We start from the raw sequence: 16,049 nt of genomic DNA on the forward strand, positions 1-16,049 counted from the left end.
ACGAGCCGCACCAAGAGCGGGCCACATGCAAGGAGGGGTGTCCGCTTGACACCCCTCCTTGCATGCAGCAAGAGCTATGGCGCGACTCGTGACGGGACCCCACCGCCCGGCCCGTGTGGAAGGACGGCTCGCCTTCGGCTTCGCGGGTGAGTGGCGCTGCGTGCGTGTTAGTGCTGGTAGGTAGGGGTGATGATGGCCCTTGCCAGGGTGTGGAAGGCCAGGTTGAAGCTCACCACTGCTGGGGAGGCGTTCTCGTCCACGTCCAGCTTGTCCACGTCTACGGCGTGCACCACGAAGTAGTAGCGGTGGGGGTGGTCGCCCTTCGGTGGGGCGGCGCCGCCGAAGGCTCGGGTGCTGTAGTCGGAGCGGACGTGGAAGGCGTCGCCTGGGAGGGTGGCGTCTTCGGCGCCTGCGCCTGTGGCCAGGCTGGTGGTGGTCGCCGGGATGTTCACGGCCACCCAGTGCCAGAAGCCCGACGGGGTCGGTGCGTCCGGGTCGTAGCAGGTGACCACGAAGCTGCGGGTCTCCTCCGGGAAGCCCGACCAGGTCAGTTGCGGGGAGGTGTTGCCGCCCTCGAAGACCTGGGCGTCGGGGAGTTGCTCGCCGTCGCGCACGTCCGTCGAGGTGACGGTGAAGGTGCCGACCTGCGGTAGCAGCTCGTAGGGGTCGGGAGCGACTGGGCGCTCGAGGCTCATGTGGTCCTCCTTTTTGTGATCACTTCGACCCTAGCCCCGTGCAACCATGAGGGCCTGCGCGACGTCTTTCGCGTGGAGGGGGATTTTTGATGTCCAAGATGCGGCTTCTTGCTGCCTTTTTGCTGGTTGCCGGGGTTGTGGCGTGTGGGGACGCGCCTGAAACGCAGTCCGGTGGTCCGGTGTTGACCACGTCGTCGGCGCCGGTGACCACCAGTTCGTCCGAGCGGCCCAAGCGGATGTTCGAGCCGCCGTATTCGTACGGGACTGTGCAGGCACAGGCACCTGCTGTTGTCGACGGGATGGTGCCCGTTGTCACGCGGATTCAGACGGACAAGCCGTACGTGTTCATCACCATCGACGACGGGGCCGTGCAGCATCCGAAGGCTCTGGAGTTGATGATCGAGGCCGGGGTGTGGCCGTCGGTCTTCTTGAACACCAAGTACGCCGAGGGGCACAGGGACTACTTCAAGCGGTTGCCCGTGACGGTGCACAGCCACACGTCGAACCACCCGAACCTGATGGGCAAGGGGCTCGAGTTCCAGAAGAACGAGATCTGCGGCAACGCCGACTTCCTCGCCGGGGACTACGGGAAGCGGCCCACGTTGTTCCGGCCGCCGTTCGGGAACTACGACTCGACCACTCGTCAGGCGGCGGCCAGTTGTGGGTTCAAGGCGTTGGTGAACTGGACCGCGGCTGTCAACGACGGGCGGGTGCAGTTTCAGCAGGGGGACAAGCTCAGCCCTGGTGACATCGTGCTCATGCACTTCCGGACGACGTTCGTCGAGGACTTCACGGCCTTTCTCCACCGGGCGAAGCAGGACGGGCTGACGCCTGTGCCGCTGGAGGACTTCCTGGGGTAGCGGGCAACCCCGAGGGCTCGTGGGGCGTGTCCACGTGAGGGGCCTTTCGGGGAAGAGGGGGAGAGATGAAGCGCATCGCTGTCGCGCTCGTCGCCGTGGGGATGGCGATGAGCGTGGTGCCGGCCGCGTCCGCGGTTGAGGGGAACCAGCTCACGGACATCCGCACCGAGCGGCACGCCGGGTTCGATCGGGTCGTGTTCGAACTCGGCGGGCCGCGGCCCGAGGTGACGGCGGAACGGTCGGCCGAGCCTTACAACTGCGGGTCGGGCAAGCCGATCTCGGCCAAGGGGGACGAGTTCGTGGACGTCACCATGCAGCCCGCCAACGCGCACGGCTACGCCGGACCGCGCTCGTTCGAGACGCCTGGGCTCTTGAACGTCCGGAGCGTCACGAACACGTGCAACTTCGAGGCGCGCCTCGGCTTTTCGATCGGGTACGCGGGCAAGGGGCGGACGTACGAGGTCTCGTTCCTCGACAACCCGACCCGTGTGGTCGTCGACGTCAAGAACAACTGACATTCAGAGGGGGAGACGGTGAAGAAGCGTCTTGGTGCGGTGCTGCTCGCGGTGGCCGCGGTGTTCACGTTCGTTCCGATGGCGTCGGCTCAGGGGCATGCCGAGCTCACGAACATCCGGACCGGCAAGCACGACGGGTTCGAGCGGATCGTGCTCGACATGAACGGGCTGCCGAGCAACCACCAGTCCCGGGAGACCGGTTCGGTCGCGAACTGCGCTTCGGGCAACCCGGTTCCCGTGCAGGGCAACGAGATCCTCCAGTCGGTGTTCCACTACGCCGCCTCGTACGACGAGAACTTCGACCCGACCTACACGGGTCCGCGCAACTTCTCGCCGGCCGGCCTGACCAACGTGAAGACCATCGCGTTCACCTGTGACTTCGAGGCGACGCTCGGCATCGCGGTCGGTTACGACGACCCGGACTCGTGGCACAAGGTCTTCACGCTGACGAATCCCGACCGGGTCGTCATCGATGTCTACTCACGCTGAGGCAACTGTGGCGTGGGTCACACGTCTTTAGGGCATCAAGTGAGCCCTGAGAGGGGGCCGAAATGAACAAACGTCTTGTCGCACTGCTGGTGGCGGTACTGGCGGTTTTCACCTTCGTGCCGGTCGCGTCGGCGCAGAGCACGCCCACGCTGTCGAACATCCGGACCGGACAGCACGTCGGGTTCAGCCGCGTGGTGCTGGACCTGTCCGCGTTGCCGACGGAGCACCGGGTCAGTGAGGTCACGAGCGTGGCGCACTGCGCGTCCGGGAACCCGATCGCCATTGCGGCGCCTGGGGTCAACGAGATCCTGGCGGTCACGTTGATCGGTGCGGCCGCGCACGACGACAACGGGAACCTGACGTACACCGGGTCGCAGAACTTCGCGACGCCCGGCCTGAGTCACGTTCGCGGCGTCGCGCTCACGTGCGACTTCGAGGCCACCCTCGGGATCGCTGTCGGGTACAGCAATCCCTACTCGTGGCACCGCGTGTTCACGCTGACGAGCCCGAACCGGCTCATCATCGACGTGGGCCTGTAGACACGAAAAAGCCTCGTGGGGCAGCAGTCGCCGCTGCTGCCCCCACGAGGGGTCTTTGTCGTTACGCCGCAACGGTCGTCGCGACGGTCTCCTTCGAGAGCGCGTGCTCCAGCACCTGGGCCACGTCCGAGACGAAGTGCACCGTCAGCTGCTCACGCACCGACTCCGGCACGTCCTCCAGGTCCGGCTCGTTGCGCTGCGGCAGCAGCACGGTCGTGATGCCCGCACGGTGAGCGGCCAGCAGCTTCTGCTTCACGCCACCGATCGGCAACACCCGGCCGGTCAGCGAGATCTCGCCCGTCATCGCCACGTCGGAACGCACCGGGCGGCCCGAGAGCAGCGACGCCAGTGCCGTCGTCATCGTGACGCCCGCGGACGGACCGTCCTTCGGCACCGCGCCCGCCGGGACGTGGATGTGCACTCCCCGGTCGGCCAGCGCCGCGGCCCTGTCGTCGTGCGAACGCAGGTACGACAACGCGATCTGCGCGGACTCCTTCATCACGTCGCCCAGCTGGCCGGTCAGCGTCACGCCGGACGCGCCGGTGTCCTTCGGGGCCAGCGAGGCCTCGATGAACAGCACGTCGCCACCGACGCCCGTGACGGCCAGACCCGTTGCCACGCCTGGGACGGACGTGCGTTCCGCCGACTCCGGCGTGTTCTTCGGGCTGCCGATGTAGGACTTCAGCGACGGCTGGTCGACCGTGATCGGGAACTCCGCCTCGCCCAGTGCCACCTTCGCGGTCGCCTTGCGCAGGATGCGCGCGAGGGCCCGTTCCAGTTGCCGCACACCGGCTTCGCGCGTGTACTCGCTCGCGAGCTGGTGCAGTGCGGGCTTGTCGAACGTGACGTCCTCAGGCGTGAGGCCGGCCCGTTCGATCTGGCGCGGCAGCAGGTGGCCGCTGGCGATCGTGACCTTCTCGTCCTCGGTGTAGCCGTCGAGCTGCACGAGTTCCATGCGGTCGAGCAACGGCGCCGGGATCGACTCCAGCACGTTCGCGGTCGCGAGGAACACCACGTCCGAGAGGTCGAGCTCGACCTCCAGGTAGTGGTCGCGGAACGTGTGGTTCTGCGCCGGGTCCAGCACCTCGAGCAACGCCGCCGTGGGGTCGCCGCGGTAGTCGGAGCCGACCTTGTCGATCTCGTCGAGCAGCACGACCGGGTTCATCGAACCGGCCTCGCTGATCGCGCGGACGATCCGGCCGGGCAGCGCGCCGACGTACGTGCGGCGGTGCCCGCGGATCTCGGCCTCGTCGCGCACGCCACCAAGCGCCACGCGAACGAACTTGCGGCCCATCGCCCGCGCCACGGACTCGCCGAGCGACGTCTTGCCGACGCCGGGAGGGCCCGTCAGCGCGAGCACGGCACCGGAACGACGGCCGCCCACCACGCCCAGGCCGCGGTCGGCACGACGCTTGCGCACGGCCAGGTACTCGGTGATGCGCTGCTTCACGTCGTCGAGGCCCGCGTGGTCGGCGTCGAGGATCTCGCGCGCCGCCTTGATGTCGTAGGAGTCCTCGGTACGGGAGTTCCACGGCATCTCGAGGACGGTGTCGAGCCACGTCCGGATCCAGCCCACCTCGGGCGACTGCTCGGAGGTGCGCTCCAGCTTGTCGACCTCGGCCAGGGCGGCCTTCGCGATTTTCTCCGGCAGGTCTGCCGCCTCGACGCGGGCGCGGTAGTCGTCCTGCTCGGTCGCCGGCTTGCCGTCGAGCTCGGCCAGTTCCTTGCGGATCGCGGCCATCTGCTGGCGCAGCAGGAACTCCCGCTGCTGCTTCTCGACGCCTTCCTTGACGTCCTTCGCGATCGTCTCGTTGACGTCGAGCTCGGTCAGGTGCGCCTGACCCCACTCCACCAGCTTCTCCAGCCGGGTGGTGACGTCGCTCGTCTCCAGCAGCCAGATCTTCTGCTGGTCGTCGAGGTAGGAGGCGTAGCCCGCGAGGTCGGCCAGTGCGGACGGGTCGCTGATCTGCTGCACCGAGTCGACCATCTGCCACGCGCCACGCGTCTGCAGGATGTTCGTCACGAGCGCGCGGTACTGCTTCGCGAGTTCACGGGTCCGGTCGGTGATCACGGAGTCGTCCGCGATCGTCGCGTTCACCCACAGCGCCGCGCCCGGCCCCGTCGTGCCCGTGCCGATGCGCACGCGCTTGGTGCCGCGCACGACGGCAGCGCGTTCGCCACCGGGGAGGCGGCCCACCTGTTCGATCTCGGCCAGCGTGCCTACTGCTGAGTACTTCCCGTCCAGCCGTGGGACGAGGAGCACTTGATGGTTTGCCGCGGTCGTGGCCGCGTCTACGGCCGCACGCGCCTCGGAGCTCGCGTCCTCGCCGGAGATGCGGATCGGCACGACCATGCCGGGAAGCACCACGACGTCGTCCAGCGGCAGAACCGGCAGGGCCAGAGTCTCGCCCATCTCGTCACCCTCCAAAGTTGAGTCTGTACCGCTCAACCAACTGGAGTGGACTGGTGTTCCCCTGGCGTGTTCGCTGTCAGCGAGCAGCTGCCCGAACGCGTCTGACCAGCGCGATCTCACCGGTCACGCGGGCCAGCGCGGCGCTCGTGGGGCACGCGGCCAGCACGCCGACGGGTCTGCGGCGCAGGTCGAGGCGGTCGCCACCCGGGAACCTCACCGAACACCGGTTGGCCGCCGCGACGAACGGCACGAGCACCTCGCCTGCTTCGACCGTACGCCCGCTCAGCACGACCGGGTGGGGCGTCCGGCGGGCGGGAGCGATGGGGATCGGGGTGTCGAACCGCAGCAGCTCCTCCGCAGCGTCCCTGGCGAGCTCCGGCGTGGTCCTGAGCAACTCGGCCTGCTGGGGGTGCTCGTGCAGTGCGCGCAACGCGTTGGCGAGGAACGCCTGCGTGGTGGCCAGGGCACTGGCCGCGAACGCCTCCATGCCGTGCGCGAGCGTGAACGCCTCGGCCGCCGTCGCCGCGACCGACTGCGTGAAAGCCGCGTCGTCGGCGTCGAGCATTTCGAGGGTGCTCAGGGTGATCACCGGCCGGGCGAGCTTCACGGCGCGCGCGATCGCCCGTTCGGGTAGTGGTTCCGGATCACCGGAATCGATGCCGAGCACTGTGAGCACGTCGTCGTAACGGGTGATGCACCACCCGCCGATATCGGCGTCGAAGTGCACCGGAGAGCGTTCCCTGAGAAGGCGGAACCTCGCATGGCGTTCAGCAGTGCTGGAGTGCATGGTTCCTCACACGTGACCGAAACCATCTCGGTTCGGATGTGTGGCGGTGGACACCCGTGTGGCGACGACGGAGGATGCGCACGTGATGGAAGAGCTGAAGTGGGTCCCGTCCACGGTCGACGTCACGCGCCCGAGCGTGGCGCGGATGTACGACTACTACCTGGGCGGCTCGCACAACTTCGAAGCCGACCGCGCCGCCGCCAAGCAGGTGGAGCAGATCTTCCCCGGCGTCGCCCAGAGCGCGCAGGCGAACCGCTCCTTCCTGCGCCGGGTCGTCCGCCACCTGATGACGGAGGGGGTCGACCAGTTCCTCGACCTGGGATCGGGCATCCCGACCGTCGGCAACGTCCACGAGATCGCCCAGCACGACAACCCGGACGCGCGCGTCGTCTACGTCGACTTCGAGCCCGTCGCCGTCTCGCACAGCAACGCCCTGCTGGCCGACAACCCCAACGCGAACGCGATCCTCGCCGACCTGCGCGCGACCTCCACGGTCCTCGCCGGCGCCCGCGAGACGCTCGACTTCTCCCGCCCGGTCGGCGTGCTGGTCATCGCCGCGCTGCACTTCGTCCCAGACACCGACAGCCCGTACGAGGCCATCGCCCAGTACATGGCCGACCTGCCGTCCGGCTCGTACCTGGCCATCACCCACGCCACCTGGGACACGCTGTCCGAGCAGGAACTCGCCGAGGCACGTGAGGTCGCCAAGATCTACAGCAACTCGGACAACAAGCTCACCATGCGCACGCACGCCGAGGTGACGCGGTTCTTCGAGGGCATGGAGATGCTGGAGCCGGGCGTGGTCGCGGTCAACGACTGGCGCCCGGACTCCTTCGACGAGGCCCACGTGGGCATCTACGGCGCCGTGGGCCGCAAGCCCTGAAGCAGCCTGTCCCTGATCTCGTTCGTCTCGCGGTCGGTGAGGGTGCGTTCCGGCGCCCTCATCGTCACGCGGATCAGCACGTTCTTCTGGCCAGGCCTCGCGCCGAGCCTCTCCTGAACGTGGTCCGGCAGCTGTTCCGACGGCGTCTCGCTGAGCACCTCGATCTCCTCGACGACGTCCTCGGGCACCAGCGCCCGGATCCGGTCGCCCAGCATGTCCGCGTCGTCGTCGTGGCCCGCCATGATCGAGATGTCCCTGATCGCGGCCGGGTGCCGGGAGATCGGCCGGTACTCGGCCAGGTCCAGCATCTGTGAGCTGATGCGCGGGTCGGGGTTGCGCAGCAGGCGGATGTCCGGGACTCCCTTGCGCAGCATCAGGATTCGATCCAGCCCGAGGCCCATCGCGAGGCCGTGCGGGTGGTGTTTGAGGACGTGTCGCGCGGCCCGTCCGCACTCGCCGACTTCAACCCACTGGCCGTCGTGCTCGACGTCGATCTGCTTGCCGTGCGTGGTGTACGGGTGCTCGGCGTCGATCGTGCGATAACGCTTGCCGGGCAACAGGGTCCTGACGACCGTGTCGATGAGGTCGTCGAGTGGTTCGGGGCTGCTGCTGATCCGCCAGACGTCGAGCTGGTGCGGTGTGCCGGTGTGCAGGCGGTCGACCGTGTCGCGGCGGTAGACGAGGCCGGGGCAGAGCAGCGTCACGTCCGGGGACACGTCCTTGAGCGCAGGCGGGATCATCGCCGTGGTGTGGCTGCGGAGCATGCAGGTCTCGCTGACGTACCTGGTGTAGCGGGCGTCGCGGGTGATCGCGTCCCTCGGGTAGCCGAGGTGCTCGTAGTTGTGCTCCACCGGGACGAGCGGGTGGTGGCGGACTTCCCGCGGGTCGTCCAGCACGGCTTTGAGCTCGACGATCAGGAGTTGCATCGCGTGCGGGCCCTGCGCGGGATCGGTGAGGTCGCGGACGTTCAGGGCGTGCACGAGCTCTTCGTTGCGGTACATGGGTTTCCCGTTCTTCTGGCCTGGGTTCCTGGTTGCGGAGTCCCCCGGCCGACGGGAATTTCAGGCGCGCGCCACCCACGCGGGTCGGGGGTGGCTAAATCGCGTCACGGGACCAGGCTAGCGCGCCTACTCGGGTGGCGTCAGCCGCAAATCCGGATCGACCGGCGGCACCCCGTCGAACGGACCGTCGTCCTTGAGCACCCCGACGTGGTCCAGCGCCACCTCGATCCCGGCCCGGAACGGATCACCGTCGGCCGGGGGAGTGCGGAACCAGTCGTGCAACTCCTCGGGAATCTCGAACCGCCGCAGCAGTTCCTCGTACAGCGCGTCGCGGTCGGCTGCCTGCGCGCCGAGGTCCTGGTACTCGCGCAGCGCGATGCGCAGCCGGATCCAGCGGTAGCGGTCGGTGTTCTGCTGCTGCTGGAAGCGTTCGCGCAGCAGGTCACCGGCCCGTTGGCCGCGCAGTGCGAGCTTGCGGATGGTGGCAGGCGGCATGAACAGGTTCGAGCCGCCCTCGTCGGCCGACTGCCGCACGTGCGCGATGCGGCCGCGGTAGCCGGGCAGCGCCGACTGCATGGTGTCGCGCCAGTCCAGGAATGTGTCCAGGATGGACACCAGGAACCGCGGCATGGAACCGATCGACGAGTAGGGCGTGCCCGAGGCCGACGCGTCCTGTTCCGGCAGCCACACGTCCTTCGTGTCGCCGTTCGGGTAGGGCTGCAGGCTCAGACCGAACGTGGGCCAGCGCGGCAGCAGCGCGTCGAAGAAGTGGATCGGGAAGTTGCTGGTGATGCCGCCGTCGGAGAACCAGTGCACACGCCCGTCCCGGCACAGCGGCACCGCGGCGATCAGGCCGGGGAACGACAGCGACATCCGCACGGCGACCACGACCGGCAGCTCGTCGCGCGAAGGCAGGTCCCGCAACGGCATGTACTCGTGCAGCGGGCATTTGGAAGCCGTCTCGCGCCCGTTCAGCTGCTCGACCACCCGGCGCGGCAGGACGTAGCCGAGACACTCCTCGCAGTACTGCCACTCCTCCTTGAACGGCAACCGGTACGGCCTTCCCCCGGACAGGTCGGTCGTCATCAGCACGAGGTTGATGTCGCCGAGGTCGCCGAACGTCAACGCCTCGTCGGTCCCCGCGATGTCGTCCAGCTGGTCCGCGATCCAGTCGGCCAGCGGCGGCACGCCTGTCGACTTCGGCACGCCCGCCAGCCGGTCGAGCCACGACGGCCTGAAGTCACCGGTGCCGGGCACGAGTCCGAAGTGGATGGACCGCGCGTTGTTCTTCAGGAACCGCTGCATGGCATACCCGTACGTGACGAACAGCGCGCTGACGGCCGCCAGCGACAGCACCAGCCAGACCAGCAGCACGATCGCCGTCGTCGCGTGATGCCGGGAGAACGCCAGGCCCAACGCGAGCGGCACCGCCGCGAACATCCAGGCAGGCCAGGGCAGACTCGACCGCAACGGCCACAGCACGATCACCAGGCACGCCAGCGCCACCACGACGACGACCACCGCGAGCCACCCCGGATACGCCGAAGGCGCGAGCCACGCCGAGAACAGCACGGGCCCGCCCAGCCACAGCAACGCCATCAGCGCCAGCACGGACTTCGCGCGCCACCCGACCGCGCCCAGCAACGCGAAGAACAGGCACGAGATCGCACTGCGCCCCGTCGTCTCCCGCTTCTGCATGGACGCGACGACGATCCGGTACAGCGCACGGGTCTTCTCGGCGGGCTGGAACAGCTGTGCCATCCGCCACCGCTCGGCGCCCGGCCCGGACGTGAACCAGTCGATCAGCCCGGCCAGCTTCTCGAAGCCACCGGAGGCGCGCCCGCGTTCGGCCGCCGCGGTGAACCCCGCCGCGATGGCGCCGGCGGACGAACCGCCGATCTGCTTGAACTCGTAGTGGCGGGCCAGCGAGGCGACCGCGAGCGGGTACACGACTCCGCTGGTCGTACCGCCGCGCATGGTCAGGTCGCAGTAGCGGTCGTACTCCATGTGCCCATGATCGCGCGTCAGGCGGCGGTCGTCGCGAAGTTTCACCCGGACGCCATCCCGCCGATCTCCGCTCGTGACCAGCACTCGCACGTTCCGGGTGCCTGCTTGGATGTCGGCATGTCCGCGTACGACGTCGCTCGTCTCCTGCCCGCCATCCCGGAACTGCGCTCGCTGTGTCGTGCACTGGCCGCGCTGGACGTCGTGCTCAGCCCCGGCAGCGATGACCGGCACCACCTCTACGACACCGCGTGGGCGCCTGGCGAGGAGCTGGCGTCCATGCGGGACGGCGCGGGCAACGAGTACTCCATCACGTTCACGGCCGCGGGGGCATACGTGCGCGGGTTCGACCACGAGTCGCCCATGAGCCCCTACGCCACCGACGACGAGGAGCCGTGGCCCGGTGTTCTCGACAGGGTGCCTGAGGTGTTCCGTGATTGCGTGGAGGAACCGGCGTTCTCCGACGAGTTCGGCACGCCGTACGTCACGGTGTGCCTGTGGCGTGAGCACGGCGACACCGCATGGCGGCACGGAGACATCGCCTTCCCCGAGGGAGGCGACGACGGGGCCGACTGGCTGTTCGCCCTGCTGACCGACGGCACGCCCGAGGCGTTCCGGGAGTGGGCGCAGGACTACTACGAGATGCCGGTCGACCTCGGCGCGGTCCGGCACTTCTACGCCGGGCTGCCGTTGACCGCGGGCGTCGTGACCGCGCTCAACCCCGGCACGACCCTGGCCGCCGTCACCGGCGACGTCGTGGCGACCGGGTACCCGGTCTGACGTTCAGCCGGACGCCGGCGACTCGATCGGCTGCCGTTCCGCGGCCAGCCACCACGAGATCACGTCCTGCGCCACCTCGGCCACCGGCTGGTCCGCGGAGACCACGAAGTCCTCGATCCAGGTGGTGCTGTAGATCATCTCCAGCTCCTCGGCCCGGTTCAGGTGCCACCGCAGCCCGGCCTCGTCGTGGTGCCGCGCCGCGAGCCGCCGGTGGAGGACGGACAGGTCCGCCTTCAGCCGGCAGACGTTGAGCTTCGCGCCGACGACCTCGGCGTACCGCTCGCGGCCGGCCCGGCTCTCCACCACTCCCGCGAGCACGATGCGGTGCACACCGGCGTCGACGTAGTTGCGCACCACGGCTTGCAGGTTCCGCAGCTGCAGTTCGAGGTGGAACGGGTCTTCGGCCGGTGCGGGCCAGCACGCCGACAGCTGGTCGAGGTCGATGACGGCGTGCGGGACCTTCGCTTCGACGAGTCGCGCGCCGACGGCCTCTGCCACCGTCGTCTTGCCGACCCCGACCGGGCCGGTGATCAGCAGTGCCTTCACGGAGCGACGGCGGCGAGCTCGGCGGGCGTGCCGGCCATGATCACGCGGACGTGTTCGGTCACCTTCTCCACCGGCCAGTCCCACCACGCGACGCGTTCCAGCAGTGCGACGTCCGCCTCGCTGTAGCGCGTCTTCAGCAGCTTCGCGGGGTTGCCGCCGACGATGCCGTACGCGGGAACGTCCGACACCACCACGGAACCGGCGGCGATGATCGCGCCGTTGCCGATCCGCACGCCCGGCATGATCACGGCGTTGTAGCCGATCCAGACGTCGTTGCCCACCACCGTGTCGCCACGGCTCGGCGCTCCCAGCGCGATGTCGAGCGTCTTCTCGCCCCAGACGCCGCCGAAGATCGTGAACGGGAACGTCGACACGCCCGCCATGCTGTGGTTGGCGCCGGACATGATGAACCGGACGCCCTCCGCCAGCGCGCAGTAGCGCCCGATGACCAGCTTCTCCGCGCCGTAGTTGTAGAGCACGTTGCGCTGCTCGAACTCCGTGGCGTGGTGCGGGTCGTCGTAGTAGGTGTACTCGCCGACCTCGATCTGCGGGTTCTTCACCAACGGCTTGAGCAGCACCGTGCGGGCGTAGTCCGGCAACGGGTAGAGGTTGTCGGGCGAGGGAATGCTCACGGTGCTCCGATCGGCTCTTCACTGAACTGCGTGCGGTACAGCTTGGCGTAGTGGCCTTCCAGGGCCAGCAACGCTTCATGCGTACCACGTTCGACGATCTGCCCCTTGTCCACGACCAGGATCTGGTTCGCCGCGCGGATGGTCGAGAGCCGGTGCGCGATCACCAGTGACGTCCGGCCGGCGAGCGCCTCGACCAGCGCCTCCTGCACGGCGGCTTCCGATCGCGAGTCCAGGTGCGCGGTCGCCTCGTCCAGGATCACGACGCGGGGCTTGGCCAGCAGCAACCGCGCGATGGTCAGCCGTTGCCGTTCGCCACCCGAAAGACGGTAGCCGCGTTCGCCCACGACGGTGTCCAACTGATCCGGCAGCGACGCCACCAGGTCCGCGAGCCGGGCGCGGGTCAGCGCGTCCCAGATCTCCTCGTCCGTGGCCGTGGGGGCGGCGAGCCGCAGGTTCGCGCCGATCGACTCGTGGAACAGGTGCCCGTCCTGCGTCACCATGCCGACGGTCTCGCGGATCGAGTCGAACGACAGGTCACGGACGTCCACACCGGACAGCCGGACGGCACCGGAGTCCGCGTCGTACAGGCGGGGCACCAGTGAGGCGATCGTCGACTTGCCCGCACCCGACGCACCGACCAGCGCGATCAGCGAGCCGGGCTCCGCCACGAACGACACCCCGCCGAGGATCTCCTCGCCACCGCGGGTGTCGAGCGACGCCACCTCCTCCAGCGACGCCAGCGACACCTTCTCGGCGGACGGGTAGGCGAACTTCACGTCGGAGAACTCGACCCGCACCGGCCCGTCGGGCACGGAGACCGGCTCCGGCTTCTCCTTGATCAGCGGCGGCAGGTCGAGCACCTCGAAGACGCGCTCGAACGACACCAGCGCCGTCATCACGTCCACCCGTGCGCCGGCCAACGCCGTCAACGGCGCGTACAGCCTCGTGAGCAGCAGCGCGAGCGTCACGATCGTGCCCGGCGCCATCTGCCCGGCGAACACGAAGTACCCGCCCAGCCCGTAGACCAGCGCCAGCGCCAGCGACGACACCAGGGTCAACGCCACCAAAAACAGCCACTGCGCCACCGCGGTCCGCACGCCGATGTCGCGCACCCGCCGCGCCCGCGTCCCGAACTCGGCGCTCTCGATGGAGGGCCGGCCGAACAGCTTGATCAACGTCGCGCCCGGCGCGGAGAACCGCTCGGTCATCTGGGTCGTCATCATCGAGTCGAGGTTGGCCGCCTCGCGGTGCAGGGACGCCAACCGCTTGCCCATGCGCCGCGCGGGGATCAGGAAGATCGGCAGCAACAGCATCGCGAGCACCGTGACCTGCCACGACAGCGTCAGCATCACGATCAGGGTCAACACGAGCGCGATCACGTTCGTGACGACGCCGGAGATCGTCTCGGAGAACGCCCGCTGTGCCGCGATCACGTCGTTGTTCAGCCGCGACACCAGCGCACCGGTGCGCGTGCGGGTGAAGAACGCGATGGGCATCCGTTGCACGTGGTCGAAGACGGCCTGCCGCAGCCGCAGGATCAGGTCCTCGCCCACCCGCGACGACTGCCAGCGCTCGGCCAGCGAGAACCCGGCCTCCAGCACCGCCACGCCGGCGATCGCCAGCGCGAGCCACACGACCAGCCCGAAGTCACGGCCGCCGATGATGGTGTCGACGACCCGTCCGGCCAGCACCGGGGAGGCCACCGCGAGCACGGCCGCGACCGCGCTGGTGGCGAGCAACGCGTACACGGCATGTCGTTGTGGGTGGGCGAACCGGGCGACACGCTTCAACGTCGCCCGGCTCACGCGACGGTTCTTCTCGTCCTGCATCGCGCTTTCGAGCGCGTACCAGGCGTTGAAGTCGATGTTCATGACGACCAGTCTCGAACCTCGACCTACAACGAGGTCAAGCTGTTTTCAGGAACTCGTCGACTTCGGCGAGGGCCGCCGCACGCACTGGCTCAGGCGACAGGAACAGGTCGTGCATGCCGGCCTTGATCTCCACCACCTTGACCGATGATCCGATCTTCGGACCCCACTTGCGCATTCCCTCGACGTCGAGCACGGCGTCCGCCTTGGAGACGTCCTCGCTCCACTCCCGAGCGTTCAACATGCTCCTGTCGGAGTGCAGCACCAGCACCGGGACCCGCACGTCGAGTCCCTTGTGGACCTTCTCCTGCGCCACCAGCACAGCCCGGATCCACCCGGCCAGCACGGGGAAACCCGCGAGCGGCTTCCACTTCAGGTCGAAGTCCCACTCGCCGTTGCGCGAGTTGTGGATCGCGGCCCCGTACGCCTCACCGAGGTTCGCGCGGATCTTCACCTTCGGCGCGAGCCCGCCGATCAGCTTCACGACCTGCCGCATCAACGGCGGCTCGACCACGTCCAGCCATGGGCTGTTGAGCACCAACGCGTCGATGAGCTCGCTTGAGCGTCGTTCGTGCGCCCACAACGACGTGGTGAGGCCACCGGTCGAGTGACCCATGAGGACCACACGCGAGTGCTCTTCGCGGATGACGGCGATCGCCGCGTCGATCTCCTCGAAGTACACGGCCATGTCGGTCGTGTAGTTCGGCACCTCGCCGTCCCGCAGCGACCGGCCGTACCCGCGCAGGTCGACGGCGTAGAAGTCGTAGCCCTGGGCGGTGTAGTGCTCGGCCACGTGCTCCTGGAAGAAGTAGTCCGCGAAACCGTGCACGTAGAGGATGGCGCCGCGGTCGTTGGCCGCGGCCCGCCGGCGGACCAGGGTCGCTGAGGCTCCGCCGCGCAACGGCAGAACCGTGGTGTCTTCGTCGCTGCTCACCGGGCAAGTTTGCAACGGTCTGACGCCGTTTCCGTGCAGGCTTGTCCGGATCGTGTCTAACCTGGGGGAGTGACGGGGGATATTGAGCAGTCATCGAGGGTGCGGTTCCCGGGCATCAGCCCACGCGCCTATGAGCATCCTGCCGACCGAGGCGCCCTCGCGGTGCTGAGGGCGGTGCCCGCCGTGGCACCGATCCTCAAGGCGGTCGCCGGAGCCTTCACCGAGCGGGGTGAGCGCCTGCTTCAGGTGGCGTCGTCCGTCCGGGTCGGTCCCAAGCAGTACCCGCAGCTCGACCGCATCCGCAACGAGGTGGCGGCGACGTTCGACCTCGCCGAGGTGCCCGAGCTCTTCGTCGAGCGCAACGCCCAGGCGTACGGCTACACCTACGGCATCGACAAGCCGTTCATCGTGATCAGCACCGGCTCGGTCGACCTGCTCGACAACGAGTCGCTGCGCTTCCTGATCGGTCACGAGATGGGCCACGCGATGTCGGGCCACGCGCTGTACAACACGCTGCTGCGCCGGCTGATCGACCTCACCACCTCCTTCGCGTGGGTGCCCGCGGGAGCGATCGCGATGCGCGCGGTCATCGCGGCGTTGCGCGAGTGGCAGCGCAAGACCGAGCTCTCCTGCGACCGGGCCGGCCTGCTCGCCTGCCAGGACCCGCAGGCGGCGCTGCGCACGCACCTCGCGCTGGCGGGCGACCTGGGCGGCCAGGTCGACATCGCGTCGTTCCTCGCCCAGGCCAGGGAGTACGAGGAGGTCGAGGACATCCGCGACAGCCTCCTCAAGCTCCTGCACACCGAGCACCGCACGCACCCGCTGGTCGTGGTGCGGGCCGCCGAGCTGCAGCGCTGGTCAGCGAGCGAGGAGTACCGCGAGATCCTGACCGGCACGTACGCGCGCCGCGAGGACGACCGGCCGACGACGAACCTCAGCGACGACATCAAGGGCGCCGCCCGGTCGTACAAGGAGTCCATGAGCAACTCCGCCGACCCGCTGATCAAGACGATCAACGACATCGGCGAGTCGGTCATGGGCGCTGCCGGAAAGCTGTGGAGCAAGGTTGCTCCGAACGGCCCAGCGGAGTAGCTACCATCTGG

Annotated in this window: 16 protein-coding genes; 7 read left to right on the plus strand and 9 right to left on the minus strand. The window is 68.6% G+C overall.

From position 1 onward, the window contains the following. Positions 1-167: 167 nt before the first annotated feature. Complete coding sequence (locus tag LX88_RS11770) at positions 168-695, minus strand: YbhB/YbcL family Raf kinase inhibitor-like protein (RefSeq protein WP_258947817.1); 528 nt, start codon at positions 693-695, stop codon at positions 168-170. A gap of 179 nt (positions 696-874) precedes the next feature. Between LX88_RS11770 and LX88_RS11775 the strand changes: the two genes are divergently transcribed. The 4 genes from LX88_RS11775 (at position 875) to LX88_RS11790 (ending at position 3,098) form a co-directional block, all read left to right on the plus strand. Then, positions 875-1,555, plus strand: a complete 681-nt coding sequence (locus tag LX88_RS11775) for a polysaccharide deacetylase family protein (protein ID WP_258947818.1) — start codon at positions 875-877, stop codon at positions 1,553-1,555. A 65-nt stretch (positions 1,556-1,620) separates the two neighbouring features. Further along, a complete protein-coding gene (locus tag LX88_RS11780; protein ID WP_258947819.1) occupies positions 1,621-2,070 on the plus strand; it encodes an AMIN-like domain-containing (lipo)protein in 450 nt (149 codons plus the stop codon). 18 nt (positions 2,071-2,088) lie between these two features. After that, positions 2,089-2,559 (plus strand): AMIN-like domain-containing (lipo)protein, encoded by a 471-nt coding sequence (locus LX88_RS11785; RefSeq protein WP_258947820.1) that lies wholly within the window; start codon positions 2,089-2,091, stop codon positions 2,557-2,559. A gap of 62 nt (positions 2,560-2,621) precedes the next feature. Next, positions 2,622-3,098: an AMIN-like domain-containing (lipo)protein gene (locus LX88_RS11790; RefSeq protein ID WP_258947821.1), complete on the plus strand. Its 477-nt coding sequence runs from the start codon at positions 2,622-2,624 to the stop codon at positions 3,096-3,098. 61 nt (positions 3,099-3,159) lie between these two features. Here LX88_RS11790 and lon read toward each other — a convergent pair whose 3' ends face one another. Next, complete coding sequence (gene lon, locus LX88_RS11795; protein WP_258947822.1) at positions 3,160-5,511, minus strand: endopeptidase La; 2,352 nt, start codon at positions 5,509-5,511, stop codon at positions 3,160-3,162. 76 nt (positions 5,512-5,587) lie between these two features. Beyond that, complete coding sequence (locus tag LX88_RS11800; RefSeq protein ID WP_258947823.1) at positions 5,588-6,238, minus strand: cytochrome P450 family protein; 651 nt, start codon at positions 6,236-6,238, stop codon at positions 5,588-5,590. Between the two features lie 145 nt (positions 6,239-6,383). On the opposite strand from LX88_RS11800, the gene LX88_RS11805 reads away from it, so the two are divergent. Then, on the plus strand, positions 6,384-7,181 hold the full coding sequence (locus tag LX88_RS11805; RefSeq protein ID WP_258948231.1) for an SAM-dependent methyltransferase: 798 nt from the start codon (positions 6,384-6,386) through the stop codon (positions 7,179-7,181). Here the strand turns inward: LX88_RS11805 and srmL are convergent. Together srmL and LX88_RS43605 are read right to left on the minus strand one after the other, a co-directional pair. After that, positions 7,154-8,182 carry a PheS-related mystery ligase SrmL gene (gene srmL, locus LX88_RS11810; protein ID WP_258947824.1) on the minus strand — a complete coding sequence of 343 codons (1,029 nt, stop codon included), beginning with the start codon at positions 8,180-8,182 and terminating at the stop codon, positions 7,154-7,156. The genes LX88_RS11805 and srmL overlap by 28 nt on opposite strands. 126 nt (positions 8,183-8,308) lie before the next feature. Then, entirely contained in the window at positions 8,309-10,189 is a 1,881-nt protein-coding gene (locus LX88_RS43605) for a patatin-like phospholipase domain-containing protein (RefSeq protein ID WP_307790115.1), read from the minus strand. A 6-nt stretch (positions 10,190-10,195) separates the two neighbouring features. On the opposite strand from LX88_RS43605, the gene LX88_RS11825 reads away from it, so the two are divergent. Beyond that, the gene (locus LX88_RS11825; RefSeq protein WP_258947825.1) at positions 10,196-10,966 is read left to right on the plus strand and encodes a hypothetical protein; all 771 of its coding nucleotides are present in this window, start codon (positions 10,196-10,198) and stop codon (positions 10,964-10,966) included. A gap of 3 nt (positions 10,967-10,969) precedes the next feature. Here LX88_RS11825 and LX88_RS11830 read toward each other — a convergent pair whose 3' ends face one another. The 4 genes from LX88_RS11830 to LX88_RS11845 are packed head-to-tail and all read right to left on the minus strand — an operon-like array spanning position 10,970 to position 14,946. Next, complete coding sequence (locus LX88_RS11830) at positions 10,970-11,512, minus strand: AAA family ATPase (RefSeq protein WP_258947826.1); 543 nt, start codon at positions 11,510-11,512, stop codon at positions 10,970-10,972. Then, positions 11,509-12,144: a CatB-related O-acetyltransferase gene (locus LX88_RS11835; protein ID WP_090074229.1), complete on the minus strand. Its 636-nt coding sequence runs from the start codon at positions 12,142-12,144 to the stop codon at positions 11,509-11,511. Before LX88_RS11835 ends, LX88_RS11830 begins: the two co-directional genes overlap by 4 nt. Continuing rightward, positions 12,141-14,015 carry an ABC transporter ATP-binding protein gene (locus LX88_RS11840; protein ID WP_258947827.1) on the minus strand — a complete coding sequence of 625 codons (1,875 nt, stop codon included), beginning with the start codon at positions 14,013-14,015 and terminating at the stop codon, positions 12,141-12,143. The genes LX88_RS11835 and LX88_RS11840 overlap by 4 nt, the downstream gene beginning before the upstream one ends. A gap of 34 nt (positions 14,016-14,049) precedes the next feature. Further along, positions 14,050-14,946, minus strand: a complete 897-nt coding sequence (locus LX88_RS11845) for an alpha/beta hydrolase (RefSeq protein ID WP_258947828.1) — start codon at positions 14,944-14,946, stop codon at positions 14,050-14,052. Positions 14,947-15,015: 69 nt separating this feature from the next. Here LX88_RS11845 and LX88_RS11850 point away from each other — a divergent pair, with 69 nt between their 5' ends. After that, positions 15,016-16,038: a M48 family metallopeptidase gene (locus LX88_RS11850; RefSeq protein WP_258947829.1), complete on the plus strand. Its 1,023-nt coding sequence runs from the start codon at positions 15,016-15,018 to the stop codon at positions 16,036-16,038. Positions 16,039-16,049: the final 11 nt, after the last annotated feature.

Origin of the sequence: Lentzea californiensis (assembly GCF_024648825.1) — a bacterium.
Classification (GTDB): domain Bacteria; phylum Actinomycetota; class Actinomycetes; order Mycobacteriales; family Pseudonocardiaceae; genus Lentzea; species Lentzea californiensis.